Annotated in this window: 16 protein-coding genes; 3 read left to right on the top strand and 13 right to left on the bottom strand. The window is 62.9% G+C overall.

The window, feature by feature from the left end; all coding sequences use genetic code 11:
- Positions 1–110 precede the first annotated feature (110 nt).
- The 7 genes from ACYP2Q_RS17125 to ACYP2Q_RS17095 form a co-directional block, all read right to left on the bottom strand.
- Positions 111–773 carry a flavin reductase family protein gene (locus tag ACYP2Q_RS17125; protein ID WP_459731565.1) on the bottom strand — a complete coding sequence of 221 codons (663 nt, stop codon included), beginning with the start codon at positions 771–773 and terminating at the stop codon, positions 111–113.
- A 12-nt stretch (positions 774–785) separates the two neighbouring features.
- A complete protein-coding gene (locus tag ACYP2Q_RS17120; RefSeq protein ID WP_459731564.1) occupies positions 786–2273 on the bottom strand; it encodes an amidohydrolase family protein in 1488 nt (495 codons plus the stop codon).
- Positions 2270–3466: an amidohydrolase family protein gene (locus ACYP2Q_RS17115; protein WP_459731563.1), complete on the bottom strand. Its 1197-nt coding sequence runs from the start codon at positions 3464–3466 to the stop codon at positions 2270–2272. The genes ACYP2Q_RS17120 and ACYP2Q_RS17115 overlap by 4 nt, the downstream gene beginning before the upstream one ends.
- Before the next feature lie 132 nt (positions 3467–3598).
- On the bottom strand, positions 3599–4651 hold the full coding sequence (locus ACYP2Q_RS17110) for an extracellular solute-binding protein (protein WP_274075910.1): 1053 nt from the start codon (positions 4649–4651) through the stop codon (positions 3599–3601).
- Between the two features lie 18 nt (positions 4652–4669).
- Complete coding sequence (locus ACYP2Q_RS17105) at positions 4670–5458, bottom strand: ABC transporter permease (RefSeq protein WP_459731561.1); 789 nt, start codon at positions 5456–5458, stop codon at positions 4670–4672.
- Positions 5455–6372 (bottom strand): ABC transporter permease, encoded by a 918-nt coding sequence (locus ACYP2Q_RS17100; protein ID WP_459731560.1) that lies wholly within the window; start codon positions 6370–6372, stop codon positions 5455–5457. Before ACYP2Q_RS17100 ends, ACYP2Q_RS17105 begins: the two co-directional genes overlap by 4 nt.
- A gap of 1 nt (position 6373) precedes the next feature.
- The gene (locus ACYP2Q_RS17095) at positions 6374–7459 is read right to left on the bottom strand and encodes an ABC transporter ATP-binding protein (protein WP_459731559.1); all 1086 of its coding nucleotides are present in this window, start codon (positions 7457–7459) and stop codon (positions 6374–6376) included.
- A gap of 140 nt (positions 7460–7599) precedes the next feature.
- On the opposite strand from ACYP2Q_RS17095, the gene ACYP2Q_RS17090 reads away from it, so the two are divergent.
- From ACYP2Q_RS17090 to ACYP2Q_RS17080, 3 genes are all read left to right on the top strand, one after another.
- Positions 7600–8289 (top strand): GntR family transcriptional regulator, encoded by a 690-nt coding sequence (locus ACYP2Q_RS17090; protein WP_459731558.1) that lies wholly within the window; start codon positions 7600–7602, stop codon positions 8287–8289.
- Positions 8290–8494: 205 nt separating this feature from the next.
- A complete protein-coding gene (locus tag ACYP2Q_RS17085) occupies positions 8495–10606 on the top strand; it encodes a hybrid sensor histidine kinase/response regulator (RefSeq protein ID WP_459731557.1) in 2112 nt (703 codons plus the stop codon).
- Between the two features lie 142 nt (positions 10607–10748).
- The gene (locus ACYP2Q_RS17080) at positions 10749–13382 is read left to right on the top strand and encodes an excinuclease ABC subunit UvrA (RefSeq protein WP_459731555.1); all 2634 of its coding nucleotides are present in this window, start codon (positions 10749–10751) and stop codon (positions 13380–13382) included.
- A 176-nt stretch (positions 13383–13558) separates the two neighbouring features.
- Here the strand turns inward: ACYP2Q_RS17080 and ACYP2Q_RS17075 are convergent, their stop codons facing one another.
- The 6 genes from ACYP2Q_RS17075 to ACYP2Q_RS17050 are packed head-to-tail and all read right to left on the bottom strand — an operon-like array spanning position 13559 to position 18983.
- Complete coding sequence (locus tag ACYP2Q_RS17075) at positions 13559–15502, bottom strand: response regulator (protein WP_459731554.1); 1944 nt, start codon at positions 15500–15502, stop codon at positions 13559–13561.
- On the bottom strand, positions 15492–16367 hold the full coding sequence (locus tag ACYP2Q_RS17070) for a sensor histidine kinase (RefSeq protein WP_459731552.1): 876 nt from the start codon (positions 16365–16367) through the stop codon (positions 15492–15494). Before ACYP2Q_RS17070 ends, ACYP2Q_RS17075 begins: the two co-directional genes overlap by 11 nt.
- Positions 16360–17370: an ATP-binding protein gene (locus ACYP2Q_RS17065; RefSeq protein ID WP_459731791.1), complete on the bottom strand. Its 1011-nt coding sequence runs from the start codon at positions 17368–17370 to the stop codon at positions 16360–16362. Before ACYP2Q_RS17065 ends, ACYP2Q_RS17070 begins: the two co-directional genes overlap by 8 nt.
- Complete coding sequence (locus ACYP2Q_RS17060) at positions 17367–17771, bottom strand: anti-sigma regulatory factor (protein ID WP_323606389.1); 405 nt, start codon at positions 17769–17771, stop codon at positions 17367–17369. The genes ACYP2Q_RS17065 and ACYP2Q_RS17060 overlap by 4 nt, the downstream gene beginning before the upstream one ends.
- Positions 17768–18130 carry an STAS domain-containing protein gene (locus tag ACYP2Q_RS17055; RefSeq protein ID WP_213938129.1) on the bottom strand — a complete coding sequence of 121 codons (363 nt, stop codon included), beginning with the start codon at positions 18128–18130 and terminating at the stop codon, positions 17768–17770. Before ACYP2Q_RS17055 ends, ACYP2Q_RS17060 begins: the two co-directional genes overlap by 4 nt.
- A 1-nt stretch (position 18131) precedes the next feature.
- Positions 18132–18983 (bottom strand): STAS domain-containing protein, encoded by an 852-nt coding sequence (locus ACYP2Q_RS17050; RefSeq protein WP_459731551.1) that lies wholly within the window; start codon positions 18981–18983, stop codon positions 18132–18134.
- Positions 18984–19182: the final 199 nt, after the last annotated feature.

Here is a 19182-nt window from a genome sequence, read left to right as displayed (position 1 = left end):
GAGCCTGCTCGCGATGGTCGTCAACGATGACGCGAAAAACCTGATGCCCCGCGGCGTCCTGATGTCCATCGCGAGCAAGCTCGCTCCTACAGGTTATTCGTGAAGGCGGGTTATTTTGTGACTGGCCAAAACCGCTCACCACCCCCCGGTGCATCCGTCCACGCCTGCAACGACCGCGTCGGCAAATCAAAGTAATCCCGCGTGCGCGCATACCCATGCCCGCCCATCCGCCCGATCGCATCGAGCCCGAGCTGATCGATGTACAGGGTTTTCGGGTCGATCAATTCATCCCGTACATGGGCCATCAACACTTCGCCAAAGATGATCTCCCGCGACTGGCCGATGGACAGCGCCATCATCCGCCGGCATTCCAGGGCCACCGGCGCCTCGCCGATGCGCGGGCATTTGACCGTGGTGCCGGCGATGGCCGTGAGGCCGGCGGCGGTCAATTCGTCGAAACCCGGGGCGAAGGGCACGGCGCAGACGTTCATGGCTTCCACCAGGGCATCGCTGACGATGTTCACGGTGAACTCCTGGTTGAGCTGGATGTTGCGCGTGGTGTCCTTGGGGCTCTGGTCGCCGTAGTTTTCTACGCCCAGCGCCAGGATCGGTGGGTCGGCCGACAGCGCATTGAAAAAGCTGAACGGCGCGGCATTGACGCGGCCTTCAGCATCGACGGTGGTGACCAGGGCAATCGGCCGTGGCACCACGCTGCCGATCAGGATCTTGTATTTGTCGCGCGCACTCAGTGTGCTGAAGTCGAAGCTTTGCATAGGCAGAATTCTCTAAAGGAGTGGATCGATGGCGCAGAGCGGCACCTGTGCGCTGTAGTCGTCGGCGAACGGGATGGCCGGCTGGAACAAGGTCTTCCAGTCCGGTTGGCCGAAGGCCCGGTCGCTGTGGCTGCGCATCAGTTTTTCGAATTGTCGTTGGGCCTGGCGCTGCAGGGCGGGGTAGTCGACACCTTGGACCTGACCGTCCAGCATCACGCAGCGACCGTCGATGTAGCTGGCGATGCAATCGTCTCCACGCCCGGCCAAAACCAGGTTTTTCAGTGGGTCGAACAGCGGCCCCAGGTGCAGGCCGCGCAGGCTGAACACCGTGATGTCGGCCTTGGCCCCCGGCGCCAGGCGCCCGAGATCGTCACGGCCCAGGGCCTTGGCACCGCCGAGGGTGGCGGCGTTGTACAGATCCAGCGTGCTGGTCAGGGAATTACCGCCTTCCATCAACCGCGCGATGTTCAAACCCTGGCGCATGTTGTCCAGCAGGTCCGCCGGCCAGGTGTCGGTGCCCAGGGCGAAGTTGATGCCCTTGGCGCGATAGCGACCAAAGGAATTGAGCGCCTCGCCATCCCGGGCAAACACCACCGGGCAATGCACCAGGCTGGCGCCGCCATCCACCACCCGTTGCAGGTCGGCATCGCCCTGGGTGTAGATGCCATGGGGCAACAGGCTGCGCGGGGTTAGCAGGCCCAAATCCTCCAGCCAGGCCAGTGGCGAAAGACCGCGCAGTTGTTCAACCATCGCCACCTCGCCGAGCCCCTGGCAGCAATGCAAACGCATCGGCGCGTTGAGTTCGCGGCTCAGTGCGGCGGTGCGTTGCAGCAGCGCCGGCGTGCAGGTCTGGATGCGATCCGGCAGCAGTGCGCCGCGAATCAGGCCGCCATGAGTTCCATCGAAATCCTGGAAAAACCGCTCGGCCGCCTCGAGCCCGGCCATGCCCCTGGCTTCGTCCCAGTGATGGGCCAGCGTGCCGTCGGCCTGCCAGTAACCCATGCCGCTCATGTAGCAGGGGCCGAGGTAAGTGCGCAGCCCCAGCTCGGCCGCCACGCCCGCCACCGCGGCAAACTCGTCGTAGGTTTCGGCCCACTCGCGGTAATACATCGAGGTGATCGGCATGGCCGTGGTGATGCCATTGCGGATCAATTGGCTGAAGGCGTAGCGGTACTTGAAGACTTCTTCTTCGGCGCTGTAACTCTCCCGCGGGCCGCGCGCCAGATACTGCGCCGACCACATCCGGCCCATGGCGCGCTCGTCGCCGTTGTCCAGGGTCAGCACCGTGGAATCGAGATCGCCCAGCGCATCCAGATCGATGAAACCCGGGCCGATCAGCGCGTTGCCATGGTCGATCCACTGATCCACCGGCCCGGCGTAATCGCGCCCGACAAACACGGTGCGCGAGCCTTCGAACACCACTTCGCCATCGCGCCACAGCACATGCTGCGTGCCGTCGAAGCCGACCACGCAGCTGGCCCGCAAGCCGATGCGTTTCACAGGCGGCTTTCCAGCAAACGACCGCCAGAAGCGATCAATTGTCCGCCGCGATACACCTGGCGAACCGGCCGCGAAACCACGGCTTCGCCCAGGGTCTGCACTGGTATCAACAAAAAGTCTGCCGCTTGACCCATCTCCAGGCCATAACCTTCACAACCCAGCGCCCGGGCACCATTGACCGTTGCCGCCGCAAACGCCGCCGCCAGTTCTTCGTCCTTGTTCAAGTCGAATCGAAACGCCAGCAGCATCGCCCGCTCCAGCATGTCGCCGTTGCCCATGGGCGACCAGGCGTCGCGAATCCCATCGGAACCCAGGCAGACATTGACGCCAGCCTCGCGCAACGCCAGGAACGGCGGAACCGCGCAGTCGGCCGGCGCCGAACTCATCAGCGAAATACCCAGGGCTGCCAGACGCTCGGCTACAGGCTTGACCTGGCTCCAGGGCAACATGCCCAGGCAATAGGCATGACTGATCATCACCCGGCCTTCAAGCCCGAAGCGCTCGGTGTAGTCGGCGATCAGCGCGATCTGCCACAGGCCCAGCTCGCCCTTGTCGTGCAGGTGAATGTCGACGCCACGCTCGAACTCGCTGGCCAGGTTGAACACGAAGTCGAGTTGCGCCACTGGGTCGTTGTCGATGCCGCACGGGTCCAGGCCCCCGACGTTTTCCACGCCCAGGGCCATGGCTTCGCGCATCAGCTCGGCGGTACCGGGGCGGCTGATCAGGCCGGTTTGCGGGAACACCACCAGTTGCAGGTCGATCAGGTCGCGGTATTTGTCCTGCAGTTGCTGCATGGCCTCGACGTGGCGCAGGCCGAATTCCGGGTCGATGTCGACATGACAGCGCATGGTCAGCGAGCCACGGGCGATGCAGTTTTCCAGCAGGGTGCCGGCCCGTTGCGCGATGGGCGCGGTGACTTCGCGCAGGATTCGTCGTTCGTTGGCGATGTAGTCCTTGAGGGTCGGGCCGGCACTGTTCGGGCGCCAGGGTTGGCCCCAGAGGGTCTTGTCCAGGTGCACGTGGCTTTCCACCAGGGCGGGGGTCAGCAGGTGGTTCTGGCCGTCGATGTCGGTGGCCAGCAGCTCGGTGGTCGAGGCGGGGCGACGTTGGGTGAAGCGGCCGTTTTCGATCAGCATGTCTTCGGCGGGGGCGCCGTAGGGGCGTACATTTCGTAGCCAGCGGGGTGGGGTCATTTCATACCTCTAATTCTGTGTTGTTCAGGCGGGCCTCTTCGCTGGCAAGCCAGCTCCTACAGGGGGACGTCGGCGTAAACACAATACCTGTAGGAGCTGGCTTGCCAGCGAAGGCCGCGACTCGGTCCTGGATCAGCCCTTGAGCTTCGCCCAAATGCGGTCCTGCAGCTCCCGCGCCTTGTTGCTGCATTCCTTCTCCGGGCGCAGGCGTGAGGCGAATTCGTCGGGCATGTTGATCGCATCCATGACGCGCCACTTGGCGTCGATCAACTTGTCGCTCTGGATGCCGTTGGCGTAGGCGATGGCGTTGGACACGGCGGCGGCGTTTTCCGGTTTCATCATCCAGTCGATGAAGATCTTCGCGTTGCCGGGGTGCGGTGCGCTTTTCGGCACGGCGAAGTTGTCCTGGAACATCGCCAGGCCTTCCTTCGGATACACGTACTTGATCGTGCTCTTCTGCAAGGTGGCCCGGGCCGTGGAGCCGTTCCAGTTCTGCATCATGATCACTTCACCGCTGGCCATGCGGTCGACGGTGTTGTCCGAGCTGTACATCTTCAGGAAGGGTTTCTGCTTTTGCAGCAGCTCCAGGATGCGCTTGGCGTCCTGGGGGTTTTCGCTGCATTCATCGACATTCAGGTAGTGGCTGGCGGCGTTGATCACGCTGCTGGAAGTGTCGAGGGCGGCGAGTTGGCCTTGCAGTTCCTTGCGCGGTTCGAAAAACTCTTTCCACGAGTCGTCGAGTTTGCCGCCGGGCACCCGCGCGCTGTCATAGGAGAACCCGGTGGTACCCCACAGGTACGGTGCCGAGAACTTGCGGCCGGGGTCGAAGCTCGGGTCGCGGAACGCCGGCTTGACGTGCTGGAAGTTGGGCAGGGCCGAGGCGTCGATTTCCAGCAGCAGGTCCTGGTTGATCAGGGTGCGCATGATCGATTGCGACGGCACGATCACGTCGTACGCCGCGCCACCGGCCTGCAATTTGGCCAGCAGGGTTTCATTGCTGTCGTAGCCGTCCATGGTGACCTTGATCCCGGTCTCCTTTTCGAACTTGGCCAGCAGGTCGACCGGGTAGTAGTCGGTCCAGTTGTAGAAGAACAGTTCCTTGGGCTCGGCGGCCTGTGTACTCAACGCGGTGAAGCAACTCAGGGCCAGACCGGCAACAGCGAAGCACATGCTTTTTGTTTTCATGGTTGAAGCGCTCCAGGATTATTGGTTTTTGCCGCGCTGTCCCAGCCAGAAGGCCAGCACCACCAGCACGATGGAAATCACCAGCATCAGGGTCGAGATCGCGTTGATCTCCGGCGTCACGCCGGCCTTGATCGCGGAGAAGATGTACACCGGCAAGGTGGTCGAACCGGGACCGGCGACGAAGAAGGTCATGATGAAATCGTCGAGGCTGACCACGAACGCCAGCACCGACCCGGACAGCACCGCCGGCCACAGCAACGGCAGCGTCACCCGGCGGAACACCTGCCATGGATTGGCGTACAGGTCGTTCGCCGCTTCCAGCAGGCTCTTGTCCAGGTCATTGAGCCGCGCGCGGATCGGCAGGTAGGCGAAGGGAATGCAGAAGCCGACGTGCGCGACGATCACCGTGAGCAAACCGAGCTTGATCCCCAGCGCCATGAACAGCAGCAGGGTGGCCACGGCTGTGACGATCTCCGGCAGGATCAGCGGCAGGTTGATCCCGCCTTCGACCATCTTCTGCCCATAGAACGGCCGGTAGGTCGCCAGTGCCGCGAGCAGGGCAATCGCCGTGGCACACACCGTGGCGATGCTGGCGACGATGATCGAGTTCAGCGCCGCGGTCTGGATCGACGGGTTGGCCAGGATCCGCCCGTACCAGGCAAACGAGAACTCGGTCCATACCGTCGCCGAGCGGTTGGCGTTGAAACTGTAGGCGATCAGCACGAAGATCGGCAGGTACAGATAGGCCAGCATCAACAGACTGACTTCACGGGTCAGCGGCAGTTTTTTCAGGTGCAGGGCGATCATGCGTGTGCTCCCGGGCGGTGGGTCTTGGCGGCCTTGCGGCTATAGAGGGCGTACAGCACCAGGGACAGCAACATGATCCCCAGCAGCAGGAACGACAGCGAACTGCCCAGGGGCCAGTTGCGCGCGGTGCCGAACTGTTGCTGGATCAGGTTGCCGATCATCAAGGTCTTGCCGCCGCCGAGAATCGCCGGGGTGATAAAGGCACCGAGGCTCGGTACGAACACCAGCAATGAACCGGCGATCACCCCCGGCATCGACAGCGGCAGGATGATCCGCTTCAACGCATGCCAGCGGTTGGCCCCCAGGTCATAAGCGGCTTCCACCAGGCGCCAGTCGAGTTTTTCCAGGGTCGAGTAGATCGGCAGGATCATGAACGGCAGGAAGCTGTAGACCAGCCCGACGCTGACCGCGAAGTCGTTGTAGAGCAGGGTGATGCCGCCGGCCTGGGGGAACAGCGCGTTGAGGCTCTGGGCGACCCAGCCCTGTTCGCGCAGGATGATCAGCCAGGCGTAGTTGCGGATCAGCAGGTTGGTCCAGAACGGGATGGTGATCAGCAACACCATCAGGTTGCGCCGACGCGGGGTCAGGCTCGACATCCACAGTGCCACCGGAAAGCCGAACAGGAAACACAACACCGTGGTGCCGCCTGCCTGGAACACCGAGCGGATCAGCGCCTGGGCATAGACCCAATTAAGCTCCAGTTCGCCGTCGAAACCTTCCTGGAAAAACAGCTGCACATAACTTTGCAATTGCCAGTCGGCCTGCCAGTCGACGCCGCCATAGACGTTGCGCGGCAACAGGCTGATGTAGCCCATGATGCCCAGCGGAATGGCGATCAGGGCCAGCAGGGTCAGGACCACCGGGCTGAGTAACAGCGCGCGGTTGAGGGCTGGGGAAGTGCTGCTGACACTCATCTCAGGCCTCCATCAACAGGCAGGCGTGGGGTGGCAGGTTGACCGCGACACGGTCGCCGACCCCGCGATTGCGGTTAAGGCCTTCGTTGTTTTCGCGCAGCATGACCTTGATGTCGTTGTTCAAGCGGCACTGGTAGAGGGTCGCGGTGCCGACATACAACACCGCTTCGATCACCCCGCGCAGGTGGTGTGGTTGCGTCGGGTCGACCAGTTGCGAACGCTCCGGGCGGAACGCCAGTTGCACGCTGGAGCCGTCGAAGCCCTGGGCCGGGCAGGGGATTTCCACCGGCATGCCGTTGGGCACGAAGAGCTTTTCGTTGTGCTGGCCGCGCTTGAGGTGGCCGGGGAGGAAGTTGATGTCGCCAATGAACTGGGCGACGAACCGGTGCTGGGGATTTTCGTAGATTTCGTTCGGCGTGCCGATCTGCAGGATCTTGCCGGCGGACATGACGGCGATGCGATCGGACAGGGTCAGGGCTTCTTCCTGATCGTGGGTGACAAAGATGAAGGTGATCCCGGCTTCTTTCTGCACGCGCTTGAGTTCGACCTGCATTTCCTTGCGCAGCTTGAGGTCCAGCGCCGACAGCGGTTCATCCAGCAACAGCACCTTGGGCTTCGGCGCCAGGGCCCGGGCCAGCGCCACTCGCTGTTGCTGGCCACCGGACAGTTCCGCCGGTTTGCGCTTGGCCAGGTGTTGCATTTGCACCAGCGCCAGCATCTCATCGACCCGTTGCGGGATCAGCTTGCGATCAAGACCCTGCATCTCGAGGCCGAAGGCGATATTCTGCGCGACACTCATGTGCGGAAACAGCGCGTAGCTCTGGAACACCGTGTTGACCCGACGCTTGAACGGCGGCAGATCGTTGACCGGTTCACCGGCAAGACGAATCTCGCCCTCACTGACATGCTCGAAGCCGGCGATGGTGCGCAGCAGGGTGGTCTTGCCGCAGCCGGAGGGGCCGAGCAGGGTGAAGAATTCGTTGTCGGCGATGTCGACAGACACATTGTCGAGGGCTGGCGCCAGCCCGGGATCGTCGGAATAACGTTTTGAGACGCTTCGCACTTCAATTGCAATTGGATGACCCATAATGGTGCATTCCTCTAATTATTGTATGCAAAATCTGGATGCAATTTAGAAATACCCGGATTAACCTGCTTGTGCAACCCCCTTTTGCAAGGCTGTGGATTCGCCTGGAGTGGGTTGCGTAGCGCTCAAGGAGTCATCGAATGGCGGAGAAGAAACTGGAAACCACGGTCGACCGCGTCTACCAAGGGGTTTACGAGGCGATCAGCAAACGCTCGCTGCGTCCTGGCATGAAGCTCGGCGAATCTTCGTTGGCCGAACTTTTCAACGTTAGCCGCACGTCCGTGCGTGCCGCGCTCAAGCAATTGGAAGCCGATGGACTGGTCACCACCGAGCCCAATAAGGGTGCGTCGGTGTCGCTGCCTAGCGACGAAGAGATTCGTTCGTTGTTCGAAACCCGGCGCCTGGTCGAGATCGGCATCGTCAGCGAACTGTGTCGCCGGCGCGATACGGCGGTGACCCGGGATCTGCGCGATCACTTGCTACTGGAGGACGAGGCCCATCGCGACGGTGACCACGAACGCTTGATCCATCTGCTCGGCGAGTTCCACATCAAGCTGGCCCGCAGCCTGAACAACCCGGTGTTGCTCGACTGGTTCCAGAAACTGATCTCCCGGGCCTCGCTGTACGCCGCCGCGCTGGACGACGACAGCCACGAAGCCTGTCGCGATGACGAACACCTGCGTTTGATCGAGTACATCGAGGCGGGCAACCAGAGCGCGGCGATCGAGCTGACCTGCATCCATTTGAATGGCATCGAGAAGGCGATTCTGGATGTGGCGGCCACGTTGAAAACGGGGTATCACCCGCTCAAGCATTTGATTGAGGTCTAAAGTTTCCCGCGCCCCTTGTAGGAGCTGTCGAAGGCTGCGATCTTTTGACTTTGATTTTTTCAAAGCAAGATCAAAAGATCGCAGCCTGCGGCAGCTCCTTCAAGGGCTGCGTCAATTTCTCGAATCAGCTATACCTCTATGAAACCATTGCCATCCGCGATGCTCGAAACAGACGGGTGCAATTACCGGGACGCAGATCCAGTCGATGCAGTTTCTAGAAGATAGCCACGGATGTGCCGGTTGGAACGGCGAAATGGCCGAGCGTATTCGTGCGTTCGACTGGAGCCGGACCGAGCTGGGCAGCCTCGATGCCTGGCCGAAAAGCCTTGGCAGTTCGGTGCAGATGATGCTCGCCTCGCCGTTGCCGATGGTGATGTTGTGGGGGCGGCCCGGCTACATGATCTACAACGACGCCTATTCGAAGTTCGCCGGCGGGCGCCATCCCTATCTGTTGGGGGCGCCGGTGGAACTGGGCTGGCCGGAAGTCGCCGAATTCAATCGGCACGTGGTCGATACCTGCCTGGCCGGCGGCACCTTGTCCTACCGGGGCAAGGAGTTGGTGCTGCTGCGCGATGGCGTCCCCGAGGACGTCTGGCTGGACCTCTATTACAGCCCGGTGGCTGACGATGACGGCAAGCCGGCCGGGGTCATGGCAATGGTCGTCGAGACGACGGAACATGTGATTTCCGAACGCCGTCGCCAGGCTGCCGAAGATGCTTATCGCGCCGATAACGAACGCGTGCGCCTGGCGTTGAATGCCGGCGCCTTGCTCGGATCGTTCGTCTGGGACGTCAAGGCCAATGTGCTGAGCGGCGATGAACGTTTCGCCCGGACCTTCTCCTACCCCGCCGAGCAAAACCTGGCCGACCTGCCACCGGACATCGCCGAAGCACGGATTCACCCCGACGATCTCAGTTGGATGCAGGAACAGGTCGAGCAGTCAGTCGCAACCGGCGAGCCCTTCAATGCCGAATACCGGGTGCTGCGCGCCGATGGCAGCTACCGTTGGGTGCTCGCCAGTGGCTGCTGCGAGTTCAACGAGCAGGGCGAACCGTTTCGTTTCCCCGGGGTGTTGATCGACATCCATGAACGCAAGAGCGCCGAAGAATCCTTGCTCAGGTTCACCCGCAATCTGGAGCAGCGAGTTGCCGACGAAGTCGAGGCGCGGCTGGCGGCGGAAGAGCAATTGCGCCAGTCGCAGAAACTCGAGGCCATTGGGGGCCTGACCGGGGGCGTGGCCCATGACTTCAATAACCTGTTGCAGGTGATCGCTGGCAACCTGCACCTGCTGGCCCGACATGAGCCGCAGAACGCCAATGTCCAGCGCCGGGTGGCGGCGTCGATTGCCGCTGTCGAGCGCGGGGCAAAATTGTCTTCGCAATTGCTTGCATTTGCCCGGCGCCAGCCGTTGTCCCCGGCCATTTGTACGCCGCAGCAGATTTTCGACGGCCTGGGTGAACTGCTGCAGCGCGCGCTGGGCGAAACCATCCACGTCCATATGAGCGCGCCACCGAACTCCTGGCAGGTCTTCGTCGACCGCAATCAACTGGAAAACGCCATCCTCAACCTGGCGATCAATGCCCGTGATGCGATGCAGGGTGAGGGGACCATCGACCTTGGCGCCGAGAATATTTGCCTTGACCAGGGCTTTTGCACCGGCAAGGGCATCGTCGCCGGCGACTATGTGCGGGTGTCCGTGGCCGACAGCGGCGCCGGTATGCCGCCGCAGGTGCTCGCCCAGGCGTTCGAGCCGTTTTTCACCACCAAGCCCGACGGCCAGGGCACGGGGCTGGGCTTGAGCATGGTGTTCGGTTTCGTCAAGCAGAGTGGCGGGCATATCGAAATGTCCAGCGTGGTTGGGCAGGGCACCCGGGTGCAGATGTATTTCCCGCGCAGCCTGCGTTCGATGGACAGTGAAACGCCCCGTGCCGATGTGCAGCAACAGGGCGCCAACGAGCGCATCCTGGTGGTCGAGGACAATGAGGCGGTACGCGTTTCAACCGTGGAGTTGCTGCGCGAAGAGGGCTACCAGGTGCTCACCGCCGCCAATGCCGATGCTGCCATGCAGATGTTGCTGGAGGGCGCGGCGGTGGACCTGATCTTCACCGACGTGGTCATGCCGGGCCTGATCAAAAGCTCGGACCTGGCGGCATGGGCCAAGGTCCAGCATCCCCCGGTGGCGGTGTTGTTCACCTCCGGCCACACCCGCGACATCATCTCGCGCAATCACCAGCTCAGCCCGGATACTCATTTGCTGAGCAAGCCCTATGGGCCGCAAGCGCTGACCCAGATGATCCGTACAGTGCTCAACGGCTGAACATGTCCTGTAGGAGCTGGCTTGTCGGGTCGCCGCATCGCAGCGATGGCGGTGTATCAGCTGGCATTGTTGTTGACTGCGAAGCCGCCTTCGCTGGCAAGCCAGCTCCTACAGTTTTTAACCTTCCGATCAAGGCTGGGCCATGACTGACAAACGCACCTGCAACCCTCCCTCCGGCATGGTCAGGGTGCGTGGCGCCCGGGAGCACAATCTCAAGAACGTCGATGTCGACATTCCCCGCGATGCCCTGGTGGTGTTCACCGGCGTGTCCGGCTCGGGCAAGTCGTCCCTGGCGTTTTCGACCCTGTACGCCGAAGCACAGCGGCGCTATTTCGAATCCGTGGCGCCTTATGCGCGACGCCTGATCGATCAGGTGGGCGTGCCGGATGTCGATTCCATCGAGGGCTTGCCGCCCGCGGTGGCCCTGCAGCAACAACGGGGCACGCCGAGCACACGTTCTTCGGTGGGCAGCGTCACGACCTTGTCGAGCCTGATCCGCATGCTGTATTCCCGTGCCGGCAGCTACCCGGCGGGGCAGCCGATGCTCTATGCCGAAGACTTTTCTCCGAACACGCCCCAAGGCGCATGCCCGCAATGCCACGGCCTGGGCCGGGTATACGAAGTCACGGAAGCACTGATGGTGCCGGACCCGAGCCTGACCATTCGCCAGCGCGCCATCGCTTCCTGGCCCATGGCCTGGCAGGGCCAGAACCTGCGGGACATCCTGGTGACCCTGGGCTACGACGTCGATGTGCCCTGGCGCGACCTGCCGAAAAAGCAGCGCGACTGGATTCTCTTCACCGAAGAAACCCCCACAGTGCCGGTGTACGCCGGGCTCACCCCGCAGGAAACCCGGGTCGCCCTCAAGCGCAAGATGGAACCGAGTTACCAGGGCACCTTCACCGGCGCCCGGCGCTACATCCTGCACACGTTCACCCATTCGCAAAGTGCGCTGATGAAGAAGCGCGTCTCGCGTTTCATGCTCGGCAGCCCTTGCCCGTTGTGTGCGGGCAAGCGCCTCAAGCACGAAGCCCTGTCGGTGACCTTCGCCGGCTACGACATCGGTGAACTGTCGCAGATGCCCTTGCTGCAAGTCGCCGAAGTGCTCAAGCCGGTAGCGGCCCGGCATTACCTCGAAGAGGCCGATGAGGCCGGTGAGGTATTGACCCACCAGCAGACCCGCCAGGCCCGCGAGCAACGCGTGGCCCACGGCGCCAGTGGCCACGCCAACGCCCCCGATGTGCGCCACACGCCGAATCTCTCGGTGGAAAAACGCCTCGCTGCGCAACGCATTGCCCAGGACTTGCTGGAGCGGGTCAGCACCTTGACCGACCTTGGCCTCGGTTACCTGGCCCTGGAGCGCAGTACGCCGACCCTTTCATCCGGAGAGTTGCAGCGCCTGCGCCTGGCGACCCAGCTGGGTTCTCAGTTGTTCGGCGTGATCTATGTGCTGGACGAACCCTCGGCTGGATTGCACCCGGCCGACGGTGAAGCGCTGTTCGAAGCCCTGCAGCGCTTGAAGGCGGCGGGCAATACCCTGTTCGTGGTCGAGCACGACCTGGAAACCATGCGCCGCGCCGACTGGTTGATCGATGTCGGCCCGGCGGCGGGCGAGCATGGCGGCCGGGTGCTGTACAGCGGTGCGCCGGCGGGGCTGGCAGACGTGAAGGATTCGCAGACCCGCGCCTACCTGTTCGCCGAACACGTCAGCCAATCCCGCCGTGCCCGCAAGGCCAGCGACTGGCTGCGTCTCGAAGGCGTCACGCGCAACAATCTTAACAACCTCAGCGTCGAGTTTCCCTTGGGCTGTTTCACGGCGGTGACCGGTGTGTCGGGTTCGGGTAAATCCAGCCTGGTCAGCCAGGCGTTGCTGGAGCTGGTCGGTGCGCATCTGGGGCGTCCGGGCACCGAGAGCGAGCCGCAGGAACTGAGCCTGGAAGACGAAGCCCCGACCGTCAGTGGCGGGCAGGTCACGGCGGGCCTGGCGTCGATCAAGCGCCTGGTGCAGGTCGATCAGAAGCCCATTGGCCGCACACCGCGCTCCAACCTCGCGACCTACACCGGGCTGTTCGACAACGTGCGCAAGCTCTACGCGGCCACGCCTGAGGCGCAGGCGGCGGGATACGACGCCGGGCAGTTCTCCTTCAATGTCGCCAAAGGCCGCTGCCCGACCTGTGAAGGCGAAGGTTTTGTCAGCGTCGAATTGCTGTTCATGCCCAGCGTCTATGCGCCATGCCCGACCTGCCACGGCGCGCGCTACAACCCCGAGACGCTGGCGATCACCTGGCAGGGCCTGACCATCGCCCAGGTGCTGCAACTGACGGTGGACCAGGCGGTGGAAGTGTTCGCCGAACAAGCGGCGGTGCGCCGTTCCCTGGAGGTGCTGCGCGATATCGGCCTGGGCTACCTGCGCCTCGGCCAACCGGCCACCGAGCTGTCCGGGGGTGAAGCCCAGCGCATCAAGCTGGCCACCGAGCTGCAACGCAACCAGCGCGGGGCGACGCTCTACGTGCTCGACGAACCGACGACGGGCCTGCACCCGCGCGACGTCGATCGCTTGCTCGAGCAGTTGAACAACCTGGTGTCTGCGGGGCACACGGTGATCGTCGTCGAACATGAAATGCGCGTGGTGGCGCAGTGTGACTGGGTGATCGATATCGGCCCGGGGGCGGGGGATCAGGGGGGCAAGGTTGTGGTGGCGGGGGCGCCGCAGAAAGTCGCCGGCAGCAAAAAAAGCCGGACGGCGCCGTTTCTGGCACGGGTTCTAGGAGCGTGACACGCCTCTGTAGGAGCCGGCTTGCTGGCGATGCGATGGTGGCCGTTATGCCGCCTTCGCTGGCAAGCCAGCTCCTACAGGGTTTGCGGGGTGCGTTGGGTTTGGGGCGTGACACAGATCTGTAGGAGCCGGCTTGCTGGCGATGCGGTGGCGGCCGTTATGCCGCCATCATGCTCTCAGGCGCCGTTGATCGTGCGCCGCACCTTGTCCAGCAGCTCATTGATCTGGAACGGCTTGATCAGTATCTCCATGCCGTCACCCAAAAACACCTGGCGGTTGATCGCGGTTTCGGCATAGCCGGTCATGAACAGGATCGGCAGGTGTTCGCGCCAGCCCCGCGCGATGTCGGCCAGTTCCCGGCCGCTCATGCGCGGCAGGCCGACATCGGTCAGCAACAGGTCGATGGATTCGTCGTTCTGCAGGCGTTCCAGGGCCCCTTCGATGTCGCTCGCCTGTGTGCAACGGTAGCCGGCATCCACCAGCACTTCGGCGACGAACATGCGCACCGACGGTGTGTCCTCGACGATCAGCACATGTTCACCGCCACCCTCAGGGGCCATGGTCGCCGATTCGACGGCGGCGGCGGTGGGGTCGGCGCTGGCCGGCAACATGATGGTGACTTCGGTCCCGCGTCGCGCCACGCTACGGATATGCGCATCGCCACCTGACTGGCGGGCGAAACCGTAGATGGTCGACAACCCGAGCCCGGTGCCCTGGCCCAGGGGTTTGGTGGTGAAAAACGGATCGAACACCTTGTCGATCACGTTGTGTTCGATACCGGTACCGTCGTCGCGCACCGACAGGGCGACATAGGCGCCATCGGCCAGGTTGGGATCGCCGTGGGAATAGGCGGCATAGGTGTTGACCCAGATATTGCCACCCTGGGGCAGGGCATCGCGGGCGTTGATCACCAGGTTGAGCACGGCGCTTTCCAGTTGGATCGGATCGACCAGGGCGATGGCCGGTTTGCTGGTCAGTTCAAGCTTGAGGGCGATGCGTTCGCCGATGGTGCGCACCAGCAGTTCCTCGAGGGAGCGGATGTGCTGGTTGATGTCCACGGGCCGGGTATCGAGGGGTTGCTGACGGGCGAATGCGAGCAGGCGATGGGTCAGGGAGGCGGCACTCATGGCCGAGTTCAACGCCGCTTCGGCATAGAACGCGACCTTGTCGGTACGCGACTCGGCGACTCGTTTCTGGATCAGTTCCAGGCTGGTGATGATGCCAGTCAGCAGGTTGTTGAAGTCGTGGGCAATGCCGCCGGTCAGCTTGCCCAGCGCGTCCATTTTCTGCACCTGCAGCAGCTGGGCTTCGGTGCGCGCGCGTTCGGCGACTTCGTTGGCCAGTTGGGTCGTGGCATCGTCCAGTCGCGCCAGGTGCGAGCGTTCGCGGTGCCGGTGCTCGGTGACATCCTCGACGAACACCAGGCTCAGTTCCGGTGTGCGGTAAGGTGAAATCTGCCACTCCGTCTCGCGAATCTCCCCCTGCACGCGCATGCTCAAGGTGCCTTTCCAGCGTTCGCCATAGGCCAGGCGCAGGCGCAGCTCCTCGATGACCGCGCACTGGTCGTCGGCGAAACACTGGCTCAGGGTCTCCGGCTCGAGGTTGTCCTGAATCAGCTGGGCGAACGCATGGTTGCATTCGTGGACCTTGAGTTGCGCATCCAGCACGGCGATGGGCGCCGAGACATTGACGAAAATCTCGCGAAAGCGCGACTCGCTTTCGCGCAGGGCATTCTCGGTTTCGCGCACCCGCAGCAGGGTACGCAGGGTCGCCAGCAGCACATCCGGGTCCACCGGGTGGATCAGGTAGGCGTCGGCACCGGCGTCGAGGCCGGTGATGATGTCGCCGGTCTGGATCGACGCCGCGGATACGTGAATCACCGGGAGCAGGGCGGTAGCAGGCTCCGAGCGCAGTTTGCGGACGATGTCGAAACCGCTCATGTCCGGCAGGTTGACGTCGAGGATCAAGGCGTCGATCGCCACGCTGGCGATCAACTCCAGGCCTTCGCTGCCGGTGCCGCTCTCCAGCACTTCATAGCCGTGACGTTCCAGGCGCCGGCGCAAGGCGTAGCGCGTGGCGACGTTGTCGTCGACGATCAGCAAACGCAGGTCACGTTTCATCGGCAGGCTCCATGGCGATGGCCAGCGGGATGATCACGAAAAAGGTCGAGCCCACGCCTGGCGTGCTCTGGACCCCGACTTCGCCGCCCAGCAACAGCGCGAAGCGTTTGCACAGCGACAGCCCGAGCCCGGTTCCACGCAGGCGTTTTTGCAGCGGAGAGTCGACTTGGGAGAAGTCTTCAAACAATGCACCATGTAGCTCTGGAGCGATACCAATTCCGCTGTCGCTGACGGCGAAACGCACGTAGTCATCGTTTTCCAGGCGCGCCGAGACCCGGACTTCTCCGCGGGTGGTGAACTTCAACGAGTTGGCAATGAAGTTGCGCAGGATCTGCGCGAGCTTCTTGTCGTCGGTGTACAGCCGGGGCAGGCCCACCGGCTCTTCGAAGATCAGGTCCACGGCGCTGGTATCGACAATCGGCCGGAACATGCCGCGCAGGGCGGCGAACAGGTCGAACATGTCGAACCAGGCCGGTGAAATGGTGATGCGCCCGGCTTCGATCTTCGCCAGGTCCAGCAGGTCGTCGACCATGTCGCTCAGCTCCCGCGCGGCATTGCTGACGAAGGCCACCTGCTTGTGCTGCTCGCCACTCAGCGGCCCGTCGAGTTCATCGGTCAGCAGGCTGGCGATGCTCAGGATCGAGCCCAAGGGCGTGCGAAACTCATGGCTCATGTAGGACAGGAAGCGACTTTTCAGGTCCGAGGCCTGGCGCAGCTGTTCGGCCTGGTTGTCGAGTTCGGCGTATAGCGCCAAAACGCCCTGGTTGGTTTCATCCAGCTCGGCGCGCAGGGCAATGGCTTCACCCTGCAAGCGCGCGATCATGGCGGCTTGTTCGTCGATTTGACTCATGGGCATGTCAGCCATGGGCTGCCTCCAGGGCAATGACCAGCACCGTGACATCGTCGCGTCCACGGCAGAAATCGCGGTGCAGGATGGCGGCGATCACGGCCGGATGGCGGTGCACCAGGCCGGGGTAATCCGCAAGGTTCCAGCGCGACTGCAGGCCGTCGCTGTACATGATCAGCAGTTGACCGCTTACCTGAGCATAGTCAAAGGGCTGCGCCTTTCGATACTGCCCGCCGACGATGCCGGGGTGAGAGGCCAGGCCGCGGGACTTGTCCGGTGCGATCAGGCAGGCGCCGATGTTGCCGATGCCGATGAACTGCAACGCATCGCGGTCAGCGTCGAACTGGGCAACGGCCAGCGCACCGCCGCGGGTACCGGTCATGGCGTGATGAATGTCTTCCAACACCAGCAGCGGTGAGGCGAAGGGCTGCAGCGCGTAGGCTTTCTCGCCGGCGCGGGCGGCGAGTTCGGCTTCTTCACCATGACCCAGGCCATCGATCACCAGGGCGCTGATGCGCGGCCCGTCCAGCGCCAGGTGCCAGGTATCGCCACAGGCGGGATCGTTGCGCAACGAATGCTGGCTGACACCGATGCGCAGGTCCGCGGCCTTGTCCGTGCGTGGGTACAAGCGCGTGAGCAGCACGGCCCCCCGCGAATCTGCATACACATCGAACACCTCGGTCTGGCGCGATACGGCGCCGAGGCCAATACCCTGGGTGCCTCCGGTGGAAAACCCGTCGGCCAGGCAGGCCTGCAGGTCAAAACCCTGGGCGCGGTCGATGGCGAGCATCTCGATACCGGCGCCGTTTGTCCGGGGCAATACCCTCAGGTGCATTTCGCCCCGGGCGGCGTGCTTGAGAATGTTGCTGGCCAGCTCGGTGGCGACCAGCGCTACCCGTCCCGCGTCCGTGGTGTCGAAGCCGTGAAGCTCTGCAAGTTTGTGCGCAGTACGCCGTGCATGGCCGATTTGGCTGTTGTCCTCGATGACCAGCACTTGGGTCATCGCTCCGCCGAAATTCATGTCCATCGGGTAATCGTTACGCGAGTACCCTTTCCCGGTGCAGTGTCGAGTTCGAATTCATTGACCAGACGCTTGGCACCGGTCAGGCCCAGGCCCAGGCCGGAACCGGAGGTCCAGCCATCGGTCATGGCCAGTTTGATGTCGGGGATACCCGGGCCTTCGTCACGGAACACCAGGCGCAGGCCAACGCGCGGGTCTTCATCGAGGATTTGCCAGTCCATGTCGCCGCCACCGCCGTAGACCATGGTATTGCGCGCCAACTCGCTGACCGCGGTGACCATTTTGGTCAGGTCGATCAGGCGCATGCCGCATTCCTGGGCGAGTTTGCGCGCCAGCTGGCGGGCCAGGACGACGTCCTGCTCGATGTGAATCGGATGAGTGCCGCTGCTGCGTACAGTCATTGTTCGCGTACTCGTGCCTGAAGCAGTTTCATCCCGCGCTCGACATTCAGCGCGGTACTGACACCGGGCAGGGTCAGGCCAAGCTCCACCAGGGTGATGGCCACCGCGGGCTGCATGCCGACCAGCACGGTCTGGGCGTCCATGATTCTCGACAGCCCGGAAATGGTCCCGATCATCCGGCCGATGAACGAGTCCACCATGTCCAGGGCGGAGATATCGATCAGCACGCCGCGGGCGGAGGTGCGGCTGATGCGTTCGGACAGGTCGTCTTGCAGGGTGAGGGCCAACTGGTCATGCATGTCCACCTGGATGGTCACCAGGAGGAAGTCGCCCATTTGCAGAATCGGAATGCGCTCCATCTCAGTGCGCCTTGCTGACGTTCAGTCCCAGCCGGGTCAGGGCCAGTTTCAGGGCATCGGCCAGGTTGGCCTTGGTCACCACGCCTTGCAGGTCCAGCCCCAGGTGCACGATGGTCTGGGCGATCTGTGGGCGCACCCCACTGATGATGCAGTCGGCACCCATCAGGCGAATCGCGGTGACGGTCTTGAGCAGGTGCTGGGCCACCAGGGTATCGACGGTCGGCACGCCGGTGATGTCGATGATGGCGATCTCCGAGCCGGTGTCGACGATCCGCTGCAGCAGCGATTCCATCACCACCTGGGTGCGTTGCGAATCCAGGGTGCCGATCATGGGCAGGGCGAGGACGCCGTCCCACAGTTTGACCACCGGGGTCGACAGCTCCAGCAGTTCTTCCTGCTGGCGCTTGATCACCGCTTCGCGAGATTTCTGGAAGGTGCGGATGGTGTGCATGCCCAGGGCGTCGAGCAGTTCGGAGATTTCCCAGAGTTGCTCGGCCAACAGCGCCGGGCTGTCCTGGTAATGGTTCTGCAACAGGGCAAACAGCGGACCTTTGAGCGAGAAGATGAAACTGGCGGTCTGGTGCGAATCCTGGCCGAGCAGGGCGCGGCTATGGGAGAGCTTGTCGAGGAACTGGCGAATTTCATCCCAGCTCGACGCGGCAATGTTCTGGCCATTGCCATTTTGCAGGCCCGAGATGACCAGTTGCAGGAATTCCGAAGTCTGCTGTTGCAGATCCTGCTCTTTGAGATTGCGCGTGGCGCCGCTGGCCTCCAGGCCGTTTTTCCATTCGGCAAGCAGGTGTGCCTGGTTTTTCTTCATCGCTTCGAGCGTGCTGGTTTGCAGTGCCGCCATGGGACTTGTCTCCTTGAAAGTATGCAGCCGATTCCCCAAAAAATGACCGGCGCAAAGCAGTGACATTTGGCGGATGAAATAGTTGTTCGCGTTCAACAGGAAATTTCATCCGCTTGCCCATGGACTGTAGGACAGAAGCGAAGGGAACGTTGCTGGCTTTGAGACTTCGAATTGTTATGACCCGAACGTTTCGAACGCG

The sequence above is a fragment of the Pseudomonas sp. MHK4 genome (assembly GCF_054600775.1).
The sequence above is the reverse complement of the archived record's forward strand: the minus strand, read 5'-3'. Positions and strand labels throughout refer to the sequence as shown.